Source organism: Roseibium sp., assembly GCF_965276855.1.
Lineage (GTDB): Bacteria > Pseudomonadota > Alphaproteobacteria > Rhizobiales > Stappiaceae > Roseibium.
Map to the genome: position 1 here is coordinate 4,179,181 of NZ_OZ255700.1, position 24,853 is coordinate 4,204,033.

19 protein-coding genes are annotated in these 24,853 nt (G+C 58.1%); all 19 read left to right on the top strand.

Going from position 1 to position 24,853, the window contains the following annotated elements; translation table 11 throughout:
* Positions 1-121: 121 nt before the first annotated feature.
* The 19 genes from ACQY4Z_RS19255 to ACQY4Z_RS19345 all read left to right on the top strand — a co-directional run bounded on the left by ACQY4Z_RS19255 (position 122) and on the right by ACQY4Z_RS19345 (position 24,760).
* Positions 122-3,142: a hypothetical protein gene (locus ACQY4Z_RS19255; RefSeq protein ID WP_428523967.1), complete on the top strand. Its 3,021-nt coding sequence runs from the start codon at positions 122-124 to the stop codon at positions 3,140-3,142.
* 472 nt (positions 3,143-3,614) lie between these two features.
* Positions 3,615-4,082, top strand: a complete 468-nt coding sequence (locus tag ACQY4Z_RS19260; RefSeq protein WP_428523969.1) for a division/cell wall cluster transcriptional repressor MraZ — start codon at positions 3,615-3,617, stop codon at positions 4,080-4,082.
* Positions 4,079-5,119: a 16S rRNA (cytosine(1402)-N(4))-methyltransferase RsmH gene (gene rsmH / locus ACQY4Z_RS19265; RefSeq protein WP_428523971.1), complete on the top strand. Its 1,041-nt coding sequence runs from the start codon at positions 4,079-4,081 to the stop codon at positions 5,117-5,119. Before ACQY4Z_RS19260 ends, rsmH begins: the two co-directional genes overlap by 4 nt.
* 1 nt (position 5,120) lies before the next feature.
* Entirely contained in the window at positions 5,121-5,477 is a 357-nt protein-coding gene (gene ftsL / locus ACQY4Z_RS19270; RefSeq protein WP_008191160.1) for a cell division protein FtsL, read from the top strand.
* Positions 5,478-5,490: 13 nt separating this feature from the next.
* A complete protein-coding gene (locus ACQY4Z_RS19275) occupies positions 5,491-7,203 on the top strand; it encodes a peptidoglycan D,D-transpeptidase FtsI family protein (RefSeq protein ID WP_428523974.1) in 1,713 nt (570 codons plus the stop codon).
* A 105-nt stretch (positions 7,204-7,308) separates the two neighbouring features.
* On the top strand, positions 7,309-8,778 hold the full coding sequence (locus ACQY4Z_RS19280; protein WP_428523976.1) for a UDP-N-acetylmuramoyl-L-alanyl-D-glutamate--2,6-diaminopimelate ligase: 1,470 nt from the start codon (positions 7,309-7,311) through the stop codon (positions 8,776-8,778).
* A complete protein-coding gene (locus ACQY4Z_RS19285; protein WP_428523978.1) occupies positions 8,775-10,205 on the top strand; it encodes a UDP-N-acetylmuramoylalanyl-D-glutamyl-2,6-diaminopimelate--D-alanyl-D-alanine ligase in 1,431 nt (476 codons plus the stop codon). Before ACQY4Z_RS19280 ends, ACQY4Z_RS19285 begins: the two co-directional genes overlap by 4 nt.
* A 10-nt stretch (positions 10,206-10,215) precedes the next feature.
* Entirely contained in the window at positions 10,216-11,298 is a 1,083-nt protein-coding gene (gene mraY, locus ACQY4Z_RS19290; protein WP_055672194.1) for a phospho-N-acetylmuramoyl-pentapeptide-transferase, read from the top strand.
* A gap of 4 nt (positions 11,299-11,302) precedes the next feature.
* Positions 11,303-12,703, top strand: a complete 1,401-nt coding sequence (gene murD / locus ACQY4Z_RS19295; RefSeq protein WP_428523980.1) for a UDP-N-acetylmuramoyl-L-alanine--D-glutamate ligase — start codon at positions 11,303-11,305, stop codon at positions 12,701-12,703.
* The gene (locus ACQY4Z_RS19300) at positions 12,704-13,861 is read left to right on the top strand and encodes an FtsW/RodA/SpoVE family cell cycle protein (RefSeq protein ID WP_428523982.1); all 1,158 of its coding nucleotides are present in this window, start codon (positions 12,704-12,706) and stop codon (positions 13,859-13,861) included.
* Positions 13,862-13,877: 16 nt separating this feature from the next.
* Positions 13,878-14,984 (top strand): undecaprenyldiphospho-muramoylpentapeptide beta-N-acetylglucosaminyltransferase, encoded by a 1,107-nt coding sequence (gene murG / locus ACQY4Z_RS19305; protein ID WP_428523984.1) that lies wholly within the window; start codon positions 13,878-13,880, stop codon positions 14,982-14,984.
* Positions 14,981-16,396, top strand: a complete 1,416-nt coding sequence (murC, locus tag ACQY4Z_RS19310; RefSeq protein ID WP_428523986.1) for a UDP-N-acetylmuramate--L-alanine ligase — start codon at positions 14,981-14,983, stop codon at positions 16,394-16,396. Before murG ends, murC begins: the two co-directional genes overlap by 4 nt.
* Complete coding sequence (gene murB, locus ACQY4Z_RS19315; RefSeq protein WP_428523988.1) at positions 16,393-17,352, top strand: UDP-N-acetylmuramate dehydrogenase; 960 nt, start codon at positions 16,393-16,395, stop codon at positions 17,350-17,352. Before murC ends, murB begins: the two co-directional genes overlap by 4 nt.
* Positions 17,353-17,457: 105 nt before the next feature.
* A complete protein-coding gene (locus ACQY4Z_RS19320) occupies positions 17,458-18,384 on the top strand; it encodes a D-alanine--D-alanine ligase (protein ID WP_209174246.1) in 927 nt (308 codons plus the stop codon).
* Positions 18,372-19,286, top strand: a complete 915-nt coding sequence (locus ACQY4Z_RS19325; RefSeq protein WP_428523990.1) for a cell division protein FtsQ/DivIB — start codon at positions 18,372-18,374, stop codon at positions 19,284-19,286. The genes ACQY4Z_RS19320 and ACQY4Z_RS19325 overlap by 13 nt, the downstream gene beginning before the upstream one ends.
* Positions 19,283-20,605 carry a cell division protein FtsA gene (gene ftsA / locus ACQY4Z_RS19330; RefSeq protein ID WP_286189929.1) on the top strand — a complete coding sequence of 441 codons (1,323 nt, stop codon included), beginning with the start codon at positions 19,283-19,285 and terminating at the stop codon, positions 20,603-20,605. The genes ACQY4Z_RS19325 and ftsA overlap by 4 nt, the downstream gene beginning before the upstream one ends.
* Positions 20,606-20,717: 112 nt before the next feature.
* A complete protein-coding gene (ftsZ, locus tag ACQY4Z_RS19335; RefSeq protein WP_428523993.1) occupies positions 20,718-22,463 on the top strand; it encodes a cell division protein FtsZ in 1,746 nt (581 codons plus the stop codon).
* A 258-nt stretch (positions 22,464-22,721) separates the two neighbouring features.
* Entirely contained in the window at positions 22,722-23,666 is a 945-nt protein-coding gene (gene lpxC / locus ACQY4Z_RS19340; protein ID WP_428523995.1) for a UDP-3-O-acyl-N-acetylglucosamine deacetylase, read from the top strand.
* A gap of 287 nt (positions 23,667-23,953) precedes the next feature.
* On the top strand, positions 23,954-24,760 hold the full coding sequence (locus ACQY4Z_RS19345; RefSeq protein ID WP_428529614.1) for an outer membrane protein assembly factor BamD: 807 nt from the start codon (positions 23,954-23,956) through the stop codon (positions 24,758-24,760).
* Positions 24,761-24,853 lie beyond the last annotated feature (93 nt).

Genomic DNA, 24,853 nt, shown 5'->3' on the forward strand with positions numbered 1-24,853 from the left:
AATTGCCAAATAATGAAATATTCGCCACAATAATACCTCTACTATTTAATTTTGCGCCCATGATTCATGCCAATTCGCTGCCTAGTTTGAGATCGTTATGTACTCACAAGGCAGGGAACAAATGGCCGGAACATATCAAGACTTCTTGTCCGCATTGCTGGCATTTGAATCGGGATGGGATCGAGAGCGTTACGACTCTGGTGTCATTCAGGATTGGCAGCTTGATCAATGGGCTGGCGGCCCGGTGCAAGACCGGTTTCCGCAGTATTCGAGCTGGTCTCAGCTGACAGATGCCGAATGGGAGGCGATGGCCTACCAGTCTCAGAACTCGCTTGGGTTTGTTGGCTTCCAGTTCGGTGAAGCGCTGCTCATCGATCTCGGCTACTACGACGACACGGTGTTTTATGGAAACGGTGCGGCCACCAACACGTGGGATGGGACCTGGACGGGGAAGAACGGCGTGAACTCCTTTTCGGACTTCACAACCAAGGCCGCCCAGGATGTCGCGATCCAGGAAGCCTTTGGCTACAATCTTCAGGTCATCGAAAACCAGCTCGCAAACAGCGGTCAATCGCTAAGCGACTATATCGGCCAGACTGCGACCTACACGCAGAATGGTCAGACGGTAACAGTTGAGCTGACATTGACCGGGATCATGGCCGCAGCCCACTTGCGGGGCGCCTGGGGGACAGCCTCCCTTCTGCAAAGCGGGGCGGTCAGTACGGATGAATATGGCACCTCCATTTTGCAATATATGGAGCAGTTCGGCGGTTTTGATGCCCCGACCGTTGCCGAGGCAATCGCTTTCTATGAGAGCCGCCTAACCGGGGACGAAGGACTTGGAACGCCAGACGGCGGCTCGCCCGGAACACCAGGCACCCCGGGGACGCCAGGAAACGGAGACAACGGATCGGCTGACGTCGACGAGGGCTCTGCGGACGTCGTGATCACCTGGTCGTGGGGACAGGACACGGTTGTTTCGAACTTTGATCCTGCAACCGACAGCATTTTTGTTGACTGGATCGGTGCGGCCGATCTCTCGCTTACCCAGACGGCAAACGGTGTTGTGTTTGCCGTAGCATCCAACAATCAGACCACAACCCTTCAAGGGGTGCAGCTGTCTGATCTCAGCCCCTCCAATTTCACCGTCCTGGATTCTGGGACAGCCAGCAAGATTTTCGGTTTGATCGGTCAGGATAGCGGAACGCCCGATCCCGAAGTGCCGGTGGATCCAGATCCTGTTGATCCTGATCCCGTTGACCCGGACCCTGTTGATCCCACACCGGCCCCGCCCACCGATTCGGGTAGTTGGAACGGGACCGCTGGGGTCACGGCGGCAAATGCTTCGGTTGTGATCACCTGGGCGTGGGGCACGGATCGTGTCGTGTCCAACTTCAACCCACAAAGTGACACCATCTTCATCGACTGGTTTGGGCCGGAAGCGATCGATGTCACGGAAGTCAATGGCAACGTGATTTTCACGATGGCATCGAACAATCAGACCGTGACGCTGCAAGGGGTTACCTTGAGCGATCTGTCTGCCTCGAATTTCACGATCCAGAGCACGGAAACCGGCCGGGAAATCCTGTCGCAGGTGGGATCAGGTTCAGGGCCTGGCACGCCGGACATGCCCGATAATCCGGATATGCCTGACATGCCGGATATGCCGGATGGGGCGCAAATGATCATGATCATGCCGAACAGCCCATCCCGTGTGATCCCGGATTTTGATCCGGCGGGTGGGGACATGCTTCATCTTGAAGCCGGTGTCATCGCGGAACGCCTTGAGATTCAGGATACGGCAAACGGTCTAACGGTTACCGTCTACACGGCTACCGGCGAGGTCGCCAACACAACGGTGCTGACGGGCGTGTCTCTATCGGACATGACGATGAACAATTTCATGGTTGCCGAAGAATCTGCGCTCAATGAGGTTGCAAGTCTTTTGGGCCAATCCATCGAAACGCCGGACACCGGAGGGTTCGATGTGATTTATGATGCGGACGGATCCAACACACCGGTTCCGACCGGAGCGAGTGATCTTGGCGGCGTCAAATGGGCCGCGGAGTTTGGCAAGGATGATATCGTTGGCTTTAACCCGGCCGCGGATCAGCTCGACTTCGGCAATGCTTCGGTTCATGGCCTGATCTTGAACATGACCCCGAACGGTGAGCCGATCGTCGACAATCCGTGGGGGCCGGACATGCAGATCCTGCAAGGGGTCCAGCTGGCGGATCTCACCATTGAGAACTTTGGCGTGGTCGGCAACGAGCACCTGCGTCAGGACCTCGGCGGTGTTCTGTCCTGGGAAAAGGGCATCGGCCCGCGAGATGGCGACACGGTCTACATCCGCTCTCATGAATATGGGCAGACCGAGGTGATCAACGGGTTTGATCCGGCAACACAGAAGATCAGTTTCCTCTATTTCGGCACGCGTGAACGCTTGAGCGTTGAGGATACGCCGACTGGAATGGTCATCAGTGTTCTGCCGAGTGGTCAAAGTTTCACCTTCACTGGCGTTCAAAAAGCAGATCTCATTCCAGGCAATCTGGAGTTCCATTTCGATCAGGTGATGGAAGACAATCTGGAAGCCCCTTTCGGGATCGATCAGAACGATGTGTCGTTGGTGTCGCGGGAAGCGTTGCTGACGCCGGAAGCGCCGGCCGGCCAAGGGACTGACGGGTTCCAGGTCCGTGAAGGTGTGAGTGCCGTGCCAGGGACCGAAACCCCGGATACACCGGACGCGCCCGATACATCAGACACTTCGGAGGTTCCAGCGCCGCCCGCAACAACGGTTACTCCGTCCGCTTCGGATACGATCAACCTTGGGTCGGGTGCCGATACGGTGGCGATCACGTGGGATTGGGGGCGGGAAGTCTCCGTGCTCAACTTTGATGCCTCTGAAGATCTTTTGGATTTCAGCAGCTTGTCAGTCAATGACATCTCGCTCCAGGAGGTCGGAACCGATCTGACAATCACCGTTCAGAACAATGGTGGGCACACCTATGTGCTGGAAGATATCCAGGCTGAGGATCTGTCACTTGCCAATCTGACAGCGGCAGAGTGGAACGCGGTCGTCGCAGATGCGGGCGGCGTGGCCGATCAGCTGCGGGCTCTCGGCAACACAGACTTTCTTCTGTGAGATAGCTGGGTCCTGACCCTCAGCGCTTTGAGCGCCGCAAAGAGCGCATGCTCAAACTTACGCCGCGGATTTTCCGCGGCGTTTTTTGTATCCACAAGTCTTTGAAAACTGGGGATGGTGACATCACGCACCGACGGCTGGAGCGCGGACCCTCCGTATTTCTGCGACTCCGATTCTACTATTCTGTCAAGGCTTCATTAAGCATGTTGGCGTTACCTTCGCTCGACGGGGTCGTGTGCGATCAAATCCTGCAGGAATCCATGAGATTCCATTGACCGCCCATGATTTCCCATGGTATCCCATATTAACCCAGAATGGGGAGCGCGGGCCCATGTTCGACGGGCTCAGGACATGACTTAACGAGCTGGCAAGAGCTGCCGTTGCAATCTGCATGTTCTGACAGGGTGGGCCGTTTCCTTCTTTTTTGGGTTGTTTCGGGGATTGCACGGACGGGGGTCCGTAGCGGGGATGTATGGCCGGCTTTGTTTCGCATTTTACCAACCGGCTGGATGCCAAGGGTCGCGTGTCGATCCCGGCACCCTTCCGCGCGGTATTGGCGAGAGATGGGTTTGAAGGGCTTTACTGTATTTCATCTGCGCATTGCGCGGCGGTCGACGCCGGAGGCAATCAGCTCGTGGCTGAAATTCAGAACCGCGCCCAGCAGTTTGCCAAGCTCACACCCGATCATGACATGCTCGCCGCAGCGCTGTTCGGTGCCAGCGAAATCATCAAGATCGATGGAGATGGCCGTATGACCCTCTCCGACATGATCCGCGACCATGCCAGCCTCTCCGACACCGTCACGTTTGTCGGTATGGATTACAAGTTTCAGATCTGGGAACCAGAGCGGTTCCGCGAGTATCGCGCAGAGGCCCAAAAGCGCGCACTCGCAATGCTGTCGGGGCAACTCCCGGCACCCTCGCAAGGAGAGCCGGTATGATGGCGCTCGGCGACAAGACGGATGATCTTGCTGCTGGCGGACCAGAGCGTCATGTGCCGGTTCTTCTTAACGAGGTTCTGGAATGGCTCGACCCTCAGCCGGGCGAGGTGATGGTTGACGGCACGTTTGGGGCTGGTGGTTACTCGCGCAAGCTTTTGGAACGCGGCGCAACGGTGGTCGGGATCGACCGTGATCCCGATGCAATTGCCGGCGGTCAGGAACTCGTCGCCCAGTCCGGTGGCCGGCTGATCCTGGTGCCTGGTCAGTTCGCGGACCTGGAAATTCATGCGCGCGAGAGCGGGTTTGACGGCGTTGATGGGGTTGTCCTCGATCTGGGCGTTTCTTCCATGCAGCTGGATCAGGCCGAGCGCGGGTTTTCCTTCCTGCGCGACGGCCCTTTGGATATGCGCATGGAGCAAGCCGGGCCGTCTGCTGCCGACGTGGTCAACGAGTTGCCCGTGCGGGACCTAATCCGCATCATCGGGCTTTTGGGCGAAGAAAAACGGGCGCCATCCGTCGCGCATGCGATCGACAATGCGCGCAAGGAAAAGCCGTTCAGCCGCACACTTGAGCTTGCAAATCTGATCGAGAAAGTCCTCGGGCGCTCTCCGAAGAAAGCGCAGATCCATCCGGCGACACGGACATTTCAAGCCCTGCGGATTTATGTGAACGGCGAATTGCATCAGGCCGCTCAGGCGCTGGGCGCTGCTGAACGCATCCTGAAGCCAGGTGGCCGCCTGGTTTTGGTGAGTTTTCACTCGCTTGAGGACCGCATCGTCAAACGGTTCTTCCAGGATCGGACAAAAACGCGGGGCGGCGGGTCGCGCCACATGCCGGAGGAAGAGGTTCCGCCGGCAACTTTTGAAAATCTGACGCGCAAGGCTGTCGAGGCGCACGACATGGAAACGGATGCAAACCCGCGGGCGCGCTCTGCGAAGCTGAGGGCAGGGCGGCGGACAGAGGCTCCGGCGCGCGAGCTCGACATTCATGCGGCCGGTGTGCCGCGCCTTGCCGCGTTTCATGGACTAGGGGGCTGACATGGTTCGGGTGCTCAACATCCTTTTCATCGTGGCCGTCGTGATCGGTGCGGCAACCGTCTACGACCTGAAGATGGCGGCAACGAAGTCCGCTGCGAAGGTTGCGGAGCTGCAGCGGCAAATCGACGAAGAGCGGAATGCAATCCGTCACTTGCGCGCCGAGTGGAGTGTTCTGAACAAGCCGGAGCGGCTGCAGAACCTTGTCGAACGCTACAACGAGTATCTTCAACTCGAAGCGTTGGAAGTCCGGCAGATCGTCATGCCGGATGAACTTCCGGCACGGCCGGTGACTCTGGAGCCGATTGGCGGGGCTGACCAGATGGGCGGATATGCCGGTTCTTCGGCGATGATCAGGTAGGGGCTTAGGGGCAATGACATTGGCAACAGAACCAGCGAGCTTTCTCCAGGTTCGGCGAACCCAGCCGAGGGCGGCGCGTAGCTCGGTTTCGTCGAGTGCGGTCAAATCGCGCGTTTATCTCGCCATGCTCGCTTTTGCCTGTGTTTACGCGGCCATCGGTGGCCGGTTGATCTATCTTGCCCAGATGGATGAGGCGCCGTCCCGGGCCTGGATTTCCGCCCAGGATTCTGTGGCCGCCTCCCGTCCAGATCTCATCGACCGAAATGGTGAGATCCTTGCCACCGACATCAAGACCGCGTCCCTTTATGCCGAGCCACGCCGTATTCTCGACGTTGACGAAGCAGTCGAAGGGCTCACCCGTATCTTGCCCGATCTGGATGAGGCGCTTGTCCGTCGCCGTCTTGAGAGCGGCGCCGGATTTGTCTGGTTGAAGCGTGAAATGACACCGGACAAGGCAGAGCAGGTGCATGACCTTGGTTTGCCCGGTATCGGTTTCCTGTCTGAAAACCAGCGCTTTTACCCAGGCGGCCCGACCGCGGGCCACATCGTCGGCGCAGTGAATGTCGACAATCAGGGTCTCAGCGGGATCGAAAAATACGTCGACGATCAATGGTTGCGCGACCTTCAGTCGATCGGGTTTGCCTCTGGCCGCACCATGGAGCCGGTGCGCCTGTCCGTAGATCTCAGGGTCCAGCACGTCGTACGCGATGAATTGGTCAAGGCAATGGAGCGCTATCGGGCCATCGCGGCAGCCGGGATCGTGCTGGATGCAAAGACCGGCGAAGTTGTCGCAATGTCGTCCCTGCCGGACTACGATCCGAACGACAGATCCGAAGCTCTGGAAAAGGACCGGCTGAACCGGGCGACCGGCGGTGTCTTTGAAATGGGGTCCGTGTTCAAGGCGTTCACGACTGCCATGGCTTTGGATTCGGGGGCTGTTACGATCAATGACAGCTTTGATGCGACGCGTCCTCTGCGCGCAGCGGGCCGGACGATCACCGATTTCCACGGGAAAAACCGCATCCTGTCCGTACCGGAAATCTTCATTTATTCATCCAACATCGGCACTGCAAAAATGATGCTGGCGACCGGGGTCGCACGCCAGAAGGAATTCATGGAGCGGTTGCATCTGACGAAGCGATTGCAGACGGAATTGCCTGAAAACGCGGCTCCCCTGTTGCCGCCGAAATGGAATGAATTGGCCGCGATGACCATCTCCTTCGGTCACGGCTTGTCGGTAACGCCGATGCAAACAGCGGTGGCCGCCGCTGCTATGGTCAACGGTGGCTCCTTGTTGCCGCCGACCTTTGTGCCTCGAACGCCGGAAGAAGTTAAGACGCTGAAGAAACAAGTGATTTCACCGGAAGTCAGCCGCATGATGCGGTATCTCTTCCGCCTCAATGTTTTGTCAGGTTCCGGGCGCCGGGCCGATGTTCCAGGCTACACCGTCGGCGGCAAGACCGGGACAGCGGAGAAGATCGAAAACGGTGTTTATGTGTCGAACAAGCGGCGCAACTCCTTCCTTTCGGCCTTCCCGATGGACGATCCGAGATACGTGGTTCTGGTTGTTCTTGATGAACCGAAATCGGAGCGGGAAGGCATTGGTGCGACCGCCGGTTTGAACACGGCTCCCACGACCGGGGCGATCATTCGCCGGGCAGCACCGATGCTCGGTGTGATGCCGCGCTTCGGCAAAGGGGATGAACCGATCGAGATTTCCTATTAAGGAGACTTAAAAGAAGTAAACTGGTCCGGCGGGGTCGCAGCCGAAATCCGGTCCGGTTTTAAGCTTCACGAGAATGACGATGCACGAACCGGATGATCGGATGTTATGCACCTTGAGCATTTAGCCGACGGCATGGATTTGCCGGACACGGCAAATGGCCTTTCCATTGAAGGACTGACGGCGGACAGCCGCAAGGTCCAACCAGGTTTTCTCTTTGCCGCCTTCAAGGGCTCCACGGTTGATGGCGTGCAGTTCGTTCCCAAAGCGGTTGAAGCTGGCGCAGTCGCTGTCCTGTGCGCTACCGATGCTGCGGAGGCTGTTCGTGCGCTCGTTCCGCCAACCGTCGCGGTTCTCAGTGCAGACGAACCGCGTCTGACATTTTCAAAAATGGCGGCGCGTTTCTATGGCCGTCAACCGGATACGATTGTTGCTGTCACCGGTACGGCGGGAAAGACATCGGTTGCCCATTTTGTGCGTCAGATCTTTCAAGCTGCAGGCCATCCGGCGGCCAGTCTTGGCACCTTGGGCATCATTAAGCCGGATGGCGAAAGTTACGGTGGGCTGACAACGCCGGACCCGGTGCAGCTTCAAAAGGATCTGGCAGACCTTGCGAATGAAGGTATTCGCTATGCCGCTTTGGAAGCCTCGTCCCACGGCCTTGATCAGTATCGCCTTGATGGTGTCCGGCTGACAGCGGCAGCCTTCACCAACCTTGGCCGTGATCACATGGATTACCACCCGACCATCGAGGATTACCTGCAAGCCAAGCTGCGTCTCTTCAGTGAGCTGCTCCCGGCCGGCGGTCATGTTGTTGTAGATCCGGGTGAAAAGTACACAGATCGCGTTTTGGCCATTGCCGAAGAGCGTGGATTGCCGGTTTTCACGGTTGACGAGACGGGCAAGGATCTCAAGTTGACCGGCTTGAGGCCGAGCGGTGCCGGGCAGCTTTTGACGGTCGAGACCTCGCGCGGCGAGTACAAGGTGACCCTTCCGCTCATTGGCCGGTTTCAGGTTTCGAACGCTTTGATTGCTGCAGGTCTTGCGATTACTGCCGGAATAGATACCGGCGCTGCACTTCGCGCTCTTGAGAACCTGAAAGGTGCTCCCGGCCGCTTGGAGCTCGCCGGGACAACTCCGGCTGGCGGTATGGTTTTCGTTGATTACGCCCACAAACCGGATGCTCTCGACAAAGCGTTGGCGGCACTAAAGCCGTTTGCCGAAGGGAGCCTATCTGTTGTGGTGGGTGCCGGTGGTGACCGGGATCCCGGCAAGCGTCCCCTGATGGGCGAAGCGGCTGCGCGTCACGCAGATTTGGTCATAGTGACCGATGACAACCCGAGATCGGAAGACCCGGCGATCATTCGCAAGGCCGTTCTTGCAGGTGCGTCGGGTGGTCTAGAGATTGGCGATCGCGCCGAAGCAATTGCCGAAGGCATCCGGCGCCTGAAATCAGGCGATATCTTGTGCGTTGCCGGAAAAGGTCACGAAACCGGCCAGATTGTTGGCGACACAGTGATTCCTTTCTCTGATCACGACTCTGTGCGCCACGCTATAAATCAACTGGGAGTAAAATGAGCGACCCGCTTTGGACATCTGAGGCCTTTATCGACGCCTGTGGCGGTACCGCCAAAGGGGAGGTGGGCGCGCACATAACCGGTATTTCCATCGACAGCCGAACTTTGGAGCCGGGTGATGCGTTCATCGCCATCAAAGGTGATCGGCTCGATGGCCATGATTATGTTGCGGCCGCGCTTGAGGCTGGCGCATCGTTGGCGCTTGTTGCCGAAGACAGCCTCGGTGATTTGCCTGATGACGGGCGTTATGTCGTTGTTGATGATCCGCTCGAAGCCATGCGCGCACTTGGTGTTGCCGCGCGGGCCCGCACCAATGCCCGCATTGTCGCGGTGACCGGATCGGTTGGCAAAACCGGGACGAAGGAAGCCCTCCGTTTGGCGCTTGCGCCCTCCGGCAAGGTTCATGCATCGGTTGCCTCGTTCAACAATCACTGGGGCGTCCCGCTGACGCTGGCGCGCATGCCCGCCGATACGGATTTTGGCGTCTTTGAAATCGGTATGAACCACGCGGGCGAAATCACGCCGCTGGTACAGATGGTTCGGCCGCATGTCGCGATCATCACCACCGTCGAAGCGGTTCATATCGAGTTCTTCGAATCTGTTGAGAAGATTGCCCAGGCCAAGGCGGAAATCTTCAATGGTCTGGAGCCGGATGGCGTTGCGATCCTCAATCGGGATAACAAGCAATATGATCTTCTCCGGTTTTTGGCGGCAACCGCTTCCGTGCCCAACGTTCAGACATTTGGACAAAGCGGTTCAGAAGACAGTCACCTGAAAATGGCTGTGGCAACGGACGACGGCACAAGTGTGGAAGCCTCGATCCTCGGGCAGGACGTGTCTTACGGAATTGGTGCCCCGGGTGCGCACCATGTGCAAAACAGCCTGGCGGTGTTAACCGCGGTGGCCGATCTGGGCGCGGACCTGCAGGAAGGCGCTGCCGCGCTCGGCGGTATGACTGCACCCAAAGGCCGCGGCGAGCAATGCCGTTTGTCCTTAGGCGGCGGCGAAGTGCAGCTGATTGACGAGAGCTACAACGCCAACCCGGCGTCGATGCGCGCGGCATTTTCGGTTTTGGCGCAAGCCGCACCTGGCGGCTCCGGGCGGCGGATTGCGGTTATTGGCGATATGCGCGAACTCGGTACCGATGCCGACCAGCTTCATGCAGAACTGGAAGGTCCGATCCGCGAAGCTGCGATTGACAGGGTCTTCTGCGCCGGCCCGCACATGGCTGCGCTCTGGGATAAATTGCCGGACGATCTAAAGGCCCATCACCGCGAAGAGGCCAAAGACCTGACCGAGCTGTTGGTCAATGATGTGCAGCCTGGCGATGTCGTGATGATCAAAGGTTCTTTGGGAACCCGCATGGGCCCGCTTGTCGAAGCCTTGAAAAAAGAATATCCGCCTGCAGACGACATCGAAGCGGCGTGAAGGATAGCTGATGTTTTATTTTCTCGGCCAGTTCGCCGACCAAGTCTCTGCTCTGAACGTTTTCCGGTACATCACGTTCCGGACAGGCGGGGCGATCATGACGGCCCTGTTCTTTGTCTTTCTGTTCGGGCCGAAGATAATCGCGAGCCTTCGGATCCGGCAGGGACATGGTCAGCCGATCCGCGCCGATGGCCCGGAAAGCCACCTGTCCAAAAAAGGAACGCCCACAATGGGCGGACTGATGATCTTGTCCGGTGCTTTGGTGGCTGCGCTCCTATGGGCCGACTTGAGCAATCCTTATGTCTGGGTCGTGATTGGCGTGACAGTTGGCTTCGGGATGATCGGATTTTACGACGACTACCTAAAGGTCACGAAGTCCTCGCACAAGGGGTTCGGCGGCAAGGCGCGTTTGGGTCTTGAGTTCCTGATTGCCGCAATCGCGGCCTTTACCGTTACAGTGCTCGATACGACGGCGTTCTCCGGAGCGCTGACGTTCCCGTTCTTCAAAGACTTCACGCTCAATCTTGGCCTTATTTTCATTCCGTTTGCGGCCTTCGTCATGGTTGGCGCTGGGAATGCTGTGAACCTGACTGATGGCCTCGACGGTTTGGCCATCGTACCGGTTATGATCGCCTGCGCTTCTTTTGGATTGATAGCTTACCTCTCCGGCAACGCGGTGTTCGCGAACTACCTGCAGATCCACCATGTGGCCGGTACCGGTGAACTCGCCGTCATTTGCGGTGCGGTGATCGGCGCTGGTCTTGGTTTCCTGTGGTTCAACGCACCGCCCGCGGCCATCTTCATGGGTGACACCGGATCTCTGGCGCTCGGCGGAATGATCGGCGCGATCGCTGTTGCGACCAAGCACGAGATTGTTCTGGCAATCATCGGTGGCCTGTTCGTTCTGGAAGCGGTCTCGGTGATCGTTCAGGTGATGTCCTTCAAACTCACCGGAAAGCGTGTGTTTCGAATGGCTCCGATCCATCACCATTTCGAAATTCAGGGCTGGACCGAAAGCCAGGTGGTCATCCGGTTCTGGATCATCTCGGTCGTCCTGGCCCTGATCGGCCTTGCCACACTGAAGCTGAGGTAAGGGGATGATCGAAGTCACCACATTTGAAGGACAAACCGTTGCGCTTTTCGGGCTCGGCGGTTCTGGACTTGCCACTGCCAAGGCGTTGCAGGCGGGTGGGGCCAATGTGGTGTGCTTTGACGACAATGAAACGCGAGTTGCCGAGGCGGCGGCTGCCGGCCTCAAAACCCAAGACCTGAAGACCATCGACTGGTCGGGCGTGTCCGCCCTTGTGCTGGCGCCGGGCGTTCCGCTGACACACCCGGTTCCCCATTGGTCCGTCGATCTGGCACGAACTGCCGGGGTTGAGGTGATCGGCGATGTCGAACTTTTCTGCCGCGAGCATCGCAAGCTCTGTCCCGAAGCCCCGTTCATTGCGATCACCGGAACAAACGGAAAATCGACCACCACCGCTCTGATCGCGCATCTGCTACGCGAACTGGGGTTGGATGTGCAGATGGGCGGGAACATAGGCACACCGGTCTTGGAGCTGGAACCGCCCCGTCCTGGCCGCCATTATGTGGTTGAATGTTCGTCCTACCAGATCGACCTTGCCCCAACGCTGGACCCGACGGTGGGACTTCACATGAACCTGTCGCCGGATCATCTGGACCGGCACGGTACGCTGGAAAACTATGCCGCAATCAAGGAACGGCTTGTGGCTGGTGCGAAAGTCGCGATCGTCGGTGTTGATGACCGCCTGTCCTCCATGATCGCTGACCGGTTGGAGCTGGCCCGCAAACCGGTCTGCCGGATCGCAGGAGAACGCGAGCTGACGGACGGTATCTACGCACACCATGGCCGCCTGATTGAGGCTCATGACGGAGCGCAGACCGAAGTCGCCTTGCTCGCGGGGATCGACAGCTTGCGCGGCGACCATAATGGTCAGAACGCCGCCGCTGCCTTTGCGTGCCTGCGTGCGCTGGAAATACCGGCCGATAAGATCGCAGCCGCGATGAAAAGCTTTCCTGGCCTCCATCACCGCATGGAGATTGTTGCCCGGACTGGCCGGACGCTCTTCATCAATGACAGCAAGGCGACCAACGCAGATGCTGCGGCCCGGGCGCTGGCGAGTTTCGACCGGATCTATTGGATCGCCGGCGGGCGTGCCAAGGCCGGTGGGATCTCTTCCCTGGACGAGTACTTTCCGAATATCGCGAAGGCCTTTTTGATCGGTGAGGCCGCGGAGGAGTTTGCCAAAACGCTGGATGGACATGTTCCGTACGCAGTGAGTGGTACACTCACGCAGGCCGTCCAGGATGCGGCGGCCGAGGCTGCGGAAGATGGTGCGGAAGAAATTGCAATTCTTCTGTCTCCGGCCTGTGCATCTTTCGATCAATATGCCAATTTCGAACTGCGGGGCGCTGCTTTTGTAGATGCGGTGCGTGCCTTGCCTGGTGGTGGAAACACTCAGGAGGTCGCATAAATGGTCTCACGCGCCGATCGCAGCCGTTTTGCCGAATGGTTTTGGACAGTGGATCACTATCTGCTGGCGGCCTTCAGTATTCTGCTCGTTTCCGGCGTGGTGTTTGCCTTTGCCGCGAGCCCGCCGGTCGCCGAACGCATTGGCGTTGATACCTTCTATTTCGTGAAACGGCAGGCCATGTTCACGATCCCGGCGGTTGGGATCATGCTAGCGGCATCGCTCATGACGCCGCGGATGGTTCGCAGAGCCGCGCTCGTGTTGTTCACGATCTCCGTGGTCTTGCTCATTGCGACCCTGTTCATGGGGTTTGAAACCAAGGGGGCCCGCCGCTGGATCTATATTGCCGGTGTATCCGTTCAGGCGTCGGAATATCTCAAACCGGCCTTTGTCGTGCTGATCGCGTTTTTGTTGTCTGAAAGCGGCCGCCGCCGGGAAGTGCCGGGCGTTCTATTCGCCTTCATTCTCTTTGCTGTCTGCGCGACCCTACTTGTGGCCCAGCCGGACTTTGGTCAGACCATGCTGATCGGCATGGTCTGGGCTGCGCTGTTCTTTTTGAACGGGATCTCGTGGGTGATTATCGTTGCGCTCGGGATCATCGGGATTGCCGGTCTGTTCGCCGCTTATGCCTTCCTGCCGCACGTAACCAGCCGGGTCGACCGGTTCCTGGATCCAAGCACGGGCGATACCTTTCAGGTTGATACAGCGCTCGAGGCCTTCATGTCGGGTGGATGGTTCGGCCGGGGGCCGGGCGAGGGTACGGTGAAACGGATCCTGCCGGACAGCCATGCTGACTTCATCTTCGCCGTGGTGGGGGAGGAGTTTGGTGTGATCGCCTGCCTTCTGCTGGTGATAGTTTTTGCCTTCATCGTGATCCGCGGATTGCAGCATGCCAGCCGGGACCAGGATGCTTTCGGCCGGTTGGCGACCGCCGGTCTTGTTGTCCTGTTTGGGCTTCAGGCAACCATCAACCTGTCGGTGAACCTGCACCTGGTTCCGTCGAAGGGCATGACGCTGCCGTTCATTTCCTATGGGGGGTCCTCTCTTTTGGCGTCCGCCATGTCCGCCGGGGCCATTCTCGCGCTGACCCGCAAGCGGCCGCGGCCCATGTCGAATGACACGGTCACGGTCAGCCGGCTGTCTCCGTCTTCCTTGATGTAATTGTTGGCCCGGATTTATGAGCAAAACCGTTTTACTCACAGCCGGCGGAACCGGCGGTCACCTGTTTCCAGCACAAGCACTTGCAAGTGAGCTGAGCCGACGTGGCTGGACCGTCGAGCTGGCAACGGATGAGCGGGCCGACAAATACGGCACTGAGTTTCCAGCCCGCAAGGTTCACATCATTGCCTCCGCCACTATCCGCGGCCGCAATCCGATTGCTCTGACGAAAACCGCCTTTCAGCTGCTGTTCGGAACGCTCCAAGCACGTAAGGTGATCAAGGCCTTGCAGCCGGATGTCGTGGCCGGTTTTGGCGGGTATCCAACCTTTCCGCCCATGTACGCGGCACGTCTCACAAACACGCCGTCGATCCTGCATGAAGCCAATGCCGTGATGGGGCGGGCAAACAAACTCTTGGCCAAAGGTGTGTCGGCGATCGCGACCAGTGTGCCGATTGAAGGTTTGCCGGCGGATTTGTCGGGCAAACTGGTCGAGACGGGCAATCCGGTGCGCGATGCGGTGATTGATGCGTCTGAGCTTAGCTACACGCCACCGCGTGAGGGGGGCGAATTAAATCTGTTGGTTTTTGGCGGTTCCCAAGGGGCGCGCTTTTTCTCCGATCTCGTACCGCCAGCACTTGAGAAATTGCCGGAAGATGTTCGGGCTCGATTACGCCTTGTCCAGCAATGCCGTCCAGAAGACATGGACCGGGTCCAAAAAGCACTCAATGAACTTGGGGTGAAAGCCGAGTGTGCCTCGTTCTTTCAAGACCTGCCGCAGCGCATCGCACAATCGCATTTGGTGGTCTGCCGGTCGGGCGCGTCATCAGTCAGTGAACTGAGTGTTCTCGGGCGGCCGTCCATCCTGGTGCCGCTTCCCGGTGCAATCGATCAGGACCAGGCGGCAAACGCCAAGGTCTTGGAAAAAGCAGGCGGTGCCTGGCCGATACGGCAGGTTGATTTCAATTCTGACCGGCTCGCCAAAGAGATCATAAGATTTATGGAAAATCCCGGCATGCTCGCCGAGGCCGCTGCGAACGCTAAGCGCGTCGCAAAACCAGATGCCGTCAAACGGCTCGCCGACCTTGTTGAAAGCGTCGCGCAAAACAAGGGAGTACGGCCATGAAGATGCCGCAGGATATTGGGCCGGTTCACTTCGTTGGGATCGGCGGCATTGGCATGAGCGGCATCGCGGAAGTGCTGAAAACGCTTGGATATCAGGTTCAAGGATCTGACATGGCTGAAAACGCCAATGTTCAGCGTCTTCGTGCGAACGGCATTCCTGTTACTGTGGGCCACGCGGCTGAAAATCTTGGCGAAGCCGAAGTCCTTGTCGTCTCCTCTGCGATCAAGAAGGACAATCCGGAACTGGTCGCCGCCCGCGAGAAGCTGATCCCGGTCGTGCGCCGTGCAGAAATGCTTGCCGAGCTGATGCGGTTCAAGCAGGCGATCGCAGTCGGCGGAACACATGGCAAAACCACCACCACATCTATGGTTGCTGCCCTTCTGGATGCCGGGCATCTCGATCCGACCGTGATCAATGGCGGCATCATCAATGCATATGGCACCAACGCCCGGATGGGCGACGGGGACTGGATGGTGGTCGAAGCCGATGAGAGTGATGGGACATTTGTCAAGCTCCCGGCCGACGTGGCAATTGTGACGAACATCGACCCTGAACATCTCGATCACTACGGAGATTTTTCGGGCGTTCAAAAGGCTTTCCGTCAGTTTATCGACAACGTGCCGTTTTATGGTTTTGCCGTCATGTGCCTCGACCACCCGGAGGTTCAGACCATGATCGGCAACATCGAGGATCGCCGGATCGTGACTTATGGCACCAACCCTCAAGCGGATGTGCGGTTCACCGATGTTTCGATGGATGGTGGCAAATCGATTTTCTCGGTGACCATCCGCGATCGCCGCAGCGGGGAAGAGACCGAACTCAGCAATTTGGTTCTGCCTATGCCGGGCCTTCACAACGTTTCCAATGCGACCGCGGCAATCGCTGTGGCCTCCCAGCTTGGCGTGTCGCCGGAGGATATTGAAAAAGGCATTTCGTCCTTCGGCGGTGTGAAGCGGCGCTTTACGTTCACCGGCGAAGCCTACGGTGTTCAGGTTTTCGACGATTACGGCCACCACCCGGTCGAGATCAAGGCGGTGCTGCATGCAGCCCGGGAATCCACCGATGGCAAGGTGATCGCGGTTATGCAGCCGCACAGATACACCCGCCTGCACAGTTTGTTCGATGATTTCTCAAACTGCTTCAACGATGCAGACGCGGTCGTCATCACGCCGGTTTACGAGGCAGGAGAGCAGCCGATCGAGGGCGCGCGCCACACGGATCTAGTTTCCGGCTTGAAAACACGTGGTCACCGGCAGGTGCAGGCTATTAACGGCCCGGAAGAGTTGGCCTCTGTGGTGAAGGAATTGGCGGAACCTGGAGACTTCGTCATCTGTCTCGGTGCGGGCAACATCACCCAGTGGGCCTACGCGCTGCCGGATCAGCTGAACGCTCTGCAGAAGGAGGGGGCATGAGCTTTCCCAACCTTCTGGAAGAAATTCCAGATCTTGCTGAAGGTATCCGCGGTAAACTGACGCCAAATCAGCCGCTTTCTGCCGTGACCTGGTTCCGCACGGGTGGACCGGCACAGTTGATGTTTCAGCCTGCGGATGAAGACGATCTCGCAGTATTTCTCAAGAAACTTCCCAAAGACATTCCCGTTCTGCCGGTGGGCCTCGGCTCCAATCTCCTGATCCGCGATGGCGGGTTGAGAGGGGTTGTTGTCCGCCTCAGCGCAAAGGGCTTTGGCCAGATCGAGAAGCTTGGCAACAATCGTCTCCGCGCTGGTGCCGCCGTTCCGGACAAGCGGCTTGCGGAAGCTGCGGCCAAGGCGGGTCTCGGAGGTTTTGCGTTTTACACCGGTATTCCAGGCGGGCTCGGTGGGGCGCTCCGGATGAACGCCGGTGCCCATGGCACGGAAACACGGGACCGGATGGTTGAACTCACGGCGATCGACCGGGATGGCAACAGGCAAGTTCTCACCAATTCCGAAATGGGATACAGCTACCGGCATTCCGGCGCCAGTTCGGATCTGATTTTTACATCGGCCGTGTTTGAAGGCGTCCCCCAGGATGAGGCGGCGATCCGCGAGGAAATGGCCGCGGTTGTCGAGCACAGGGAAAACGCTCAGCCGATCCGTGAAAAAACCGGCGGTTCAACGTTCAAGAATCCGGACGGCAATTCGGCCTGGAAAGTGGTTGATGCTGCCGGGTGCCGCGGATTGATGGTCGGCGGTGCGCAAATGTCCGAGATGCACTGCAATTTCATGATCAACACCGGTGATGCTACGGGCCACGATTTGGAGTTGCTCGGTGAAACCGTGCGCGCAAAGGCGCTTGAGGCCAGCGGTATACGGCTTGAGTGGGAAATCAAGCGTCTTGGAGAATTCGGGCCGAAAGGCGCGATTGAGCCATTCTTGGGGCAGGCGTGATCGGGCCGCCGGTCTCTGTCCACAGTTTCCATTAGTTGCGTTTTATTTGTGCCGCTTTCCCGGATTCAAGTCCGGGAAACGGTCTTATCAAGGGAGAACCCATCCATGACCAAGAAACATGTTGCTGTCCTGATGGGTGGTTGGGTCAATGAAAGGCCAGTCAGCCTTTCAAGTGGCAAGGAATGCGCACTCGCACTGGAAGAAGCCGGATATCGTGTTTCACGGGTGGATGTGGACCGGAACGTGTCGGCCGTTTTGGCTGAGTTGAAGCCGGATGTGGCCTTTAACGCCTTGCACGGACCCTTTGGTGAGGATGGCTGCGTTCAGGGAATATTAGAGTTTCTTAACATTCCCTATACGCATTCCGGAGTGATGGCTTCGAGCCTTGCAATGAACAAGGTGAAGGCAAAAGCAGTTATGGCGGCGGCCGGGATTCCGGTCACGGAGCATAAGGTTGTGAACCGCCATGAAATCGGCCGGGATCATCCGATGGACCCGCCCTACGTGCTCAAACCCATCAACGAAGGTTCCAGCTTCGGTGTCCTGATTGTCAAGGAAGATCAAGAGTTTCCGCCCCAGGAGCTGCACCGGGAAGACTGGCCTTACCCGGATGTTTTGATGTGCGAGAAGTTCATCCGAGGCCGCGAACTGACCTGCGCAGTCAAGGACGATCAGGCACTTGGCGTGATCGACATCGTGACCCAGGGGCAGGAGTTCTACGATTTCGATGCAAAATATGCAGAAGGCGGTTCAAAACACATTCTTCCTGCAAAAATTTCACCACTTGTTTACCAAACAGCGGAGACACTAGCGGTTAAGGCGCATCAGGCCTTGGGGTGCCGAGGGGTTTCCCGGGCAGATTTCCGATTCGACGAGCGCGAGGACGGAAGCGGGGACCTGATTTGCCTTGAAGTGAACACGCAGCCAGGCATGACGCCGACCTCTCTGGTGCCCGAAATGGCCGCCTACAAGGGGATGAGCTTCAAGGACCTGGTGAGTTGGATGGTTGAGGACGCGAGTTGCTGTCGTTAGGTCGCAAACACAAACGGGACGCATATGCGCCGCTGGAAGCCGAGCTGGCTCCGCGCGGGCGCGGCGTTGCGCGTTTGCACCGGCAACCTGTTTGGCGCGCAGCGGGCCGATTGGCCGATTTGCCGCGCTGGACGGGATCTGCAGCTGCTATCGGTTTCTTAACCTTAACGATTTCCTACGCAATAGTCATAGGCGGACACGGGCGCATTGTGAGCGATGCACTGCTGTCGGCGGTCGGTTTCGGGATTGAGGCCGTCAAGCTGTCCGGACAGCGGGAAATCAACGAATTCCAGATCCTGGAAGCGCTCGAAATTCATGACGGATCGTCCCTGATCCTGTTCGATGCCGATGGTGCTCGCGAACGGCTGAACGACATGGCCTGGGTCAAAAACGCTTCGGTGATGAAGTTCTATCCGAGCACATTGCAGATCCGGATCGAGGAGAAGGTGCCTTACGCGCTTTGGCAGCGGGGTGATCTGGTTTCAATCGTGAACGAGGCCGGGGAGGTCATCACCGATGAGGTTGATGGCCGGTATGCCAATCTCCTGCTGGTGGTCAATCACGGCGCTCAGCGCCGGGCTGGTGAGATCAGCGCAGCGCTTTCCACGGTGCCGGATCTTCGTCCGCGGGTGCGTGCGGCGTTCCTGATCAGTGACCGCCGCTGGGATCTGAAGTTAGAAAATGGGATTTTTGTCCGCTTGCCGGAAGAGAATATGGAAGCCGCTTTGGCTGAATTGGTGAGAATGGACAAGGAAGACGGGTTGCTTGCCCGCGATATCATGGCCATCGACATGCGCCTGGAGGACCGGATCACGGTTCGCTTGAGCGAAGAAGCTGCGGAACAGCGTAAAATCATGACCGGTGGTCGTGGACGCTCGGGCAATGGAGGGCGGGACACATGAGCCGGTCTGATCAGCCCTTGTATTTGCCAAAGATGCGCCCGCTGCCGAGCCGGCGTTCGGTCGTTATGTCGGTCCTCGATGTCGGATCAACCAAGATCTGCTGCCTAATTGCCAAACTGATCCCTCAAGATGATAACGCGATCCTGTCCAGCCGATCCCACAAGGTTGAGGTTCTCGGCTACGGTTATCAGCGGTCCCGGGGCATCAAGTCCGGTGTCGTCGTAGACATGGATGCGGCTGAGCACGCCATTCGCCTTGCGGTCGACAGTGCTGAGCGTATGGCTGGAGTGACCGTTGAATCGCTGATCACGAATATCAGCTGCGGCCGCTTGCAGAGCGAGATTTACAGCGCCAGTGTTCCGCTGTCCGGCGAAAGCGTCTGCGAAGCGGATATCCAACGGGTTCTGTCTGCTGGTTCCAGTCACTCCGTGACCGATGGCCGGGCAGTGACCCATGCGCTGCCGATTTCCTATACGCTGGATGGCAGTCGTGGCATCCGGGATCCGCGTGGCATGATGGGCCACAAGCTCGGCGTCGATATGCAGGTTGTTACGGCAGAAGTGCCGCCGGTCCGGAACCTGGAACTTTGCATCAACCGCGGTCATCTGCACGTCGAGACCATGGTGGCAACCCCGTTTGCCAGCGGTCTGTCGACAATCGTGGATGACGAAGCTGAACTCGGTGTTGCCTGCATTGATATGGGCGGCGGCACCACTACGCTGTCCGTCTTCGTCGACGGTCATATGGTCCACCTCGATGCTATCGCTGTTGGTGGTAACCACGTCACCATGGATATCGCTCGGGCATTCGCTACGCGTCTGCAGGACGCTGAACGGCTGAAAACACTTTACGGCTCACCGCTGGCTTCCAGCTCGGATGAACGGGATATGCTGACCGTTCCACCACTGGAGAGCGACAGCGATTTGCCAAACCAGATCCCACGCTCGGCGTTGACCCGTGTCATCCGTCCGCGCGTGGAAGAAATCCTTGAACTTGTGAGAGATCGTCTGACGGCGTCCGGCTTTGCCGGGCGGGTCGGCAAGCAGATCGTTTTGACGGGGGGTGCCAGTCAGCTCACAGGTCTTGGTGAGGTTGCGCGTCATATCCTTGGCCGCAACGTCCGTCTTGGCCGGCCTCTAGGCGTCGCCGGTCTTCCCGAGGCTGCAAAGGGTCCGGCATTTGCCGCGGCCGTTGGCCTCCTGATTTATCCGCAAGTCGCGCAGATCGAGCAGTTCGAACACAAGAACCGCAGATCCGGGTGGGGCGGGCAATCTGGCTATTTGGCTCGTGTGGGCCAATGGATCAGGGAAAGCTTTTGAGCAAATGACAGACGACAAGAGCCTAGAGTTGGAGCTGCCAGGAGTGGCAGAGGAAATTAGGGAAGAAGAGGGTTCTCCCGTATCGGGGGCGCCAGCGGGTCGCGAGGATAACATGACCATAAACCTGAAGATGCCCGACATTCAGGAACTGAAGCCGCGTATCACGGTCTTCGGTGTCGGCGGCGCGGGCGGAAACGCCGTCAATAACATGATCACAGCAGGCCTCCAGGGGTGCGACTTTGTCGTGGCCAACACGGATGCCCAGGCACTGGCAATGAACCAGTCCGATCGTCTCGTCCAAATGGGCGTGGCCGTTACGGAAGGTCTCGGAGCCGGATCCCAGCCAGAAGTTGGCGGGGCAGCGGCCGAAGAAGTGATCGATGAGATCAACGATCATCTGTCTGGATCGCACATGGTGTTCATCACCGCCGGCATGGGTGGTGGCACCGGCACCGGTGCAGCTCCTGTGATTGCCCGTGCAGCGCGCGAGCAGGGCATCCTGACCGTTGGTGTTGTTACCAAGCCGTTCCAGTTCGAAGGTGCGCGCCGGATGCGTATCGCGGACAGCGGCATCGAAGAGCTGCAGCAAAGCGTTGATACGCTGATTGTGATCCCGAACCAGAATCTGTTCCGGATCGCCAACGCGCAGACAACCTTTGCCGATGCCTTCGCCATGGCCGACCAGGTTCTTTACTCTGGTGTTGCCTGCATCACCGACCTGATGGTCAAGGAAGGTCTTATCAACCTCGACTTTGCCGACGTCCGCTCTGTCATGCGCGGCATGGGCAAGGCGATGATGGGCACAGGAGAAGCCTCTGGCGAGAAGCGCGCTCAGCAAGCTGCTGAAGCCGCTATTGCCAATCCGCTGCTCGACGAATCCTCCATGAAGGGTGCAAAAGGTCTGCTGATTTCCATCACCGGCGGCAATGATTTGACGCTCTTTGAAGTGGATGAAGCGGCAACCCGGATCCGGGAAGAAGTCGACGCGGATGCCAACATTATTCTTGGTGCGACCTTTGACGAGACGCTGGATGGCATCATTCGCGTGTCGGTTGTTGCAACTGGAATTGACCGGGAGGAGGGCCAAATGGCTGGCACGTTTCCCGGAATCACAGCTCCAGCTCTGAAATCCGAGACCATCGCGCCACGTGCACCGGAAATCCAGACAAAGCCTGCACCGGCTGCAGAAATGCCGAAGGTTCAGGACGCTGCAGCAAAGGCGATGGCCAGCCTGGAAAAAGAACTGGCGATCCCGGAACCTGCCGCAGTTTCCGTTGCCAGCGACCCGGATGTTGAAATCAAGAAGGTGCAGCCTTCGCGGGCTCCGGTCGCAGAAACATCCTCGATGATGGATCTGGAAAACGACACGCCGGCACCGGTTGCCGATGTAGCGCCGATGGCGCAGCCATACATCCCGCCGGCAGCTGAAGAGCATGCCACGGCCCCGCGGATGCCACGCGTTGAAGATTTCCCGCCGATTGCTCAGCGTGAAATTCTCGCCAGCTCTGCCCCGGCCAGCGCTCCGGCAGCACCAGAGGCGCAAGCTCCGGCCGATCCGGCTCCGGATCTGGAGCATGATGTTGAAGACGAACGGCGCCCAATGGGTCTTCTGCGGCGTCTTGCCAGCGGTCTCGGCCGCAAGGAAGACGAAGAAGAGCACCACGAAGAGGCCTCTGTTGAGACTGTTCGTCCGGCAGCGCAACTTCGTCCGGCACCGCGTGCACCGCAGCCGCGGTCTCACAGCGAAGGGGCAACCGGACAACTTGATAGCACTGGCCGTTCGGCGCCAACGCCGATGAGCCAGTCAGAAGACGATCAGTTGGAGATCCCGGCGTTCCTGCGCCGGCAGGCCAACTGATTCGACCCGCGATCTTCTTCCCTGATCGCAACGGCCCGAAGTCACGACTTCGGGCCGCTTTTGTTACACTGAGTCAAATGATGTGATAATTCAATGGTTTGCCAACCTGTGAATCGTTACAAACCGTAATAAAGCTTTATTTCGCCCTACCGTAATTACCGACTATGTTGCCCGCAGCTGGCGATCGTTAAAAGTCCGTAACTTTGCACGTGCAAATGACTGACCATTACCGGCGCCAAACCGGAAGGGTAGGGGAATATGACCGCATATGTAGACCGACAGACAACGCTCGCCGATCAGGTGACGCTGACAGGTATCGGTGTTCATTCGGGTAAACCTGCGTCAATCACATTGGTGCCTGCTGAAGCTTGTGTGGGGGTTGTGTTCTCACGCACTGACAGCGACTCTTCCAAGGAAATTCCGGCGCTCTGGGACAAAGTGTCCGCAACCGCATTGTGCACTGTTCTCGATGATCCGTCCAAGGATGGCATCTCGACCGTTGAGCACCTGATGGCTGCGCTGTTCGGAATGGGCATCGACAACGTGATCGTTGAAATCGACGGCCCTGAAATGCCGATCATGGATGGTTCCAGCCACGCGTTCGTCGAAGCGATCGAGCAGGTCGGTATCAAGAAGCTGGACCGGGGCCGCCGGTATCTGAAAGTCAAGAAGGCCGTTCGTGTCGACACCGGAAGCGCCTGGTGCGAGCTGCATCCTTATGACGGCACGAAGTTTGACATCACGATTGACTTTGACACTCCGGCGATCGGCAATCAGAAATTCGTGTCCGACATGACACCGGACGTGTTCCGCAACGAGCTTTGCCGTGCACGGACCTTCGGTTACGTGAAGGATGTTGAGCAGCTCTGGAAGATGGGCTTCGCGCTCGGCTCTTCGCTGGAAAACTCCGTCGCCATCTCCGACGACAAGGTTCTGAACCCGGAAGGCACGCGTTGGCCGGATGAGTTCGCTCGCCACAAGGCACTTGACGCGGTTGGTGATCTGGCGCTTGCCGGTCTGCCGATCCTGGGGCTCTACCGCTCTTTCAAGGGTGGTCACAAGATGAACCACTCCATTCTGGTCAAGCTGTTCGAAGATCCGTCTGCATTCGAGATCGTCGAATCTCCGGCCTTCCGGCAGGTTGGCCAGGTCGACAAAGGCGGTTTGGCTGCTGCAGCAGCTTTTGGTCCGGACGTTTCCTGATACATTTCTTTCAAGGGAGGCCCGAACGCCTCCCATTTTTATTGCAGGCGGATTCGGCGTTTGTGGCGGCTTGCCACAAAAAAGCTCAAAAAATCCGGCAGATCGCGTTTGAAAGCGTGACGGGGGCGGTTCGTTTCCGCTAAACACTCGTGTTAATGAAATCGGGAATTTCTGCGCCACTCGGCGCAGGGCTGTGTTTGGGCTGATATGTGCAGCTCGGGAGATAGGGTGTGAACGGAAGACAACTCGGCTTTTCGGCGTGGACGGCTCCACATCTAAAGCGTTATTTGGCTCTCGCGGTTTTGGCTGCACCTCTTGCGTTGTCTGCATGCAGCAGCAAGGATGAGTTCGATGAGCTTGCGCTGAACGACACGCCTGCAGAGGTTCTGTTCAACGAAGGACTGGCGCTCCGGGCGCAGGGCAAACTGAGAGATTCCACAGCCAAATTCGAGGAACTCGACAAGCTCTACCCGTATTCGGAATACTCCAAGAAATCCCTGGTGAATCTTGCCTATCTCAACTACACGCGAGGCAAGTATACGGAAACTGTGACCGCGGCCAACCGGTTCGTGACCCTTTATCCGGGCGATCCGGATTCGGCCTACATGCTCTACCTTGTTGGCCAGAGCTACTACCGTCAGATGCCGGATATCACACGGGATCAGGCCACGACCGAACGTGCAGCTTCGGCGTACGGCGAGCTGCTACAGCGTTTTCCTGAATCGGAATATGTGCCGGATGCGCAACGTAAGCTGCTGATCGTTCAGGACCAACTTGGTGGCAAGGAAATGCAGGTCGGCCGGTATTATTTGGAACGCCGGAACTACGTTGCAGCGGTGAACCGATTCAAGACCGTTGTGAACAACTATCAGACCACCCGCCACGTGGAAGAAGCGCTTTTTCGTTTGACCGAAGCCTACTATGCGCTTGGGGTGATCAGCGAAGCCCAGACCGCTGCTGCGGTTCTGGGGCACAACTTCCCGGACACGCAGTGGTACAAGGACGCCTATACTCTCTTGAACAGCGGCGGATATGAGCCGTCTGAAGACAGTGGCAGCTGGATTAGCCGCGCATTCAGAGGTATCAAGCTCTAGGGTCAGGACCCATTAAATTTGATGAACTGGCGCAAGAAACGGCAATGAGCTGCAAGGAAAAGCGCGAAAAGCGGGCTGGCTGCCCGGTTGAGC

Bases quoted from the DNA above. Each gene is read 5' to 3' on its own strand.
- ACQY4Z_RS19255 (WP_428523967.1), top strand. From the start codon at position 122: ATGGCCGGAACATATCAAGACTTCTTGTCCGCATTGCTGGCATTTGAA.
- ACQY4Z_RS19260 (WP_428523969.1), top strand. From the start codon at position 3,615: ATGGCCGGCTTTGTTTCGCATTTTACCAACCGGCTGGATGCCAAGGGT.
- rsmH (WP_428523971.1), top strand. From the start codon at position 4,079: ATGATGGCGCTCGGCGACAAGACGGATGATCTTGCTGCTGGCGGACCA.
- ftsL (WP_008191160.1), top strand. From the start codon at position 5,121: ATGGTTCGGGTGCTCAACATCCTTTTCATCGTGGCCGTCGTGATCGGT.
- ACQY4Z_RS19275 (WP_428523974.1), top strand. From the start codon at position 5,491: ATGACATTGGCAACAGAACCAGCGAGCTTTCTCCAGGTTCGGCGAACC.
- ACQY4Z_RS19280 (WP_428523976.1), top strand. From the start codon at position 7,309: ATGCACCTTGAGCATTTAGCCGACGGCATGGATTTGCCGGACACGGCA.
- ACQY4Z_RS19285 (WP_428523978.1), top strand. From the start codon at position 8,775: ATGAGCGACCCGCTTTGGACATCTGAGGCCTTTATCGACGCCTGTGGC.
- mraY (WP_055672194.1), top strand. From the start codon at position 10,216: ATGTTTTATTTTCTCGGCCAGTTCGCCGACCAAGTCTCTGCTCTGAAC.
- murD (WP_428523980.1), top strand. From the start codon at position 11,303: ATGATCGAAGTCACCACATTTGAAGGACAAACCGTTGCGCTTTTCGGG.
- ACQY4Z_RS19300 (WP_428523982.1), top strand. From the start codon at position 12,704: ATGGTCTCACGCGCCGATCGCAGCCGTTTTGCCGAATGGTTTTGGACA.
- murG (WP_428523984.1), top strand. From the start codon at position 13,878: ATGAGCAAAACCGTTTTACTCACAGCCGGCGGAACCGGCGGTCACCTG.
- murC (WP_428523986.1), top strand. From the start codon at position 14,981: ATGAAGATGCCGCAGGATATTGGGCCGGTTCACTTCGTTGGGATCGGC.
- murB (WP_428523988.1), top strand. From the start codon at position 16,393: ATGAGCTTTCCCAACCTTCTGGAAGAAATTCCAGATCTTGCTGAAGGT.
- ACQY4Z_RS19320 (WP_209174246.1), top strand. From the start codon at position 17,458: ATGACCAAGAAACATGTTGCTGTCCTGATGGGTGGTTGGGTCAATGAA.
- ftsA (WP_286189929.1), top strand. From the start codon at position 19,283: ATGAGCCGGTCTGATCAGCCCTTGTATTTGCCAAAGATGCGCCCGCTG.
- ftsZ (WP_428523993.1), top strand. From the start codon at position 20,718: ATGACCATAAACCTGAAGATGCCCGACATTCAGGAACTGAAGCCGCGT.
- lpxC (WP_428523995.1), top strand. From the start codon at position 22,722: ATGACCGCATATGTAGACCGACAGACAACGCTCGCCGATCAGGTGACG.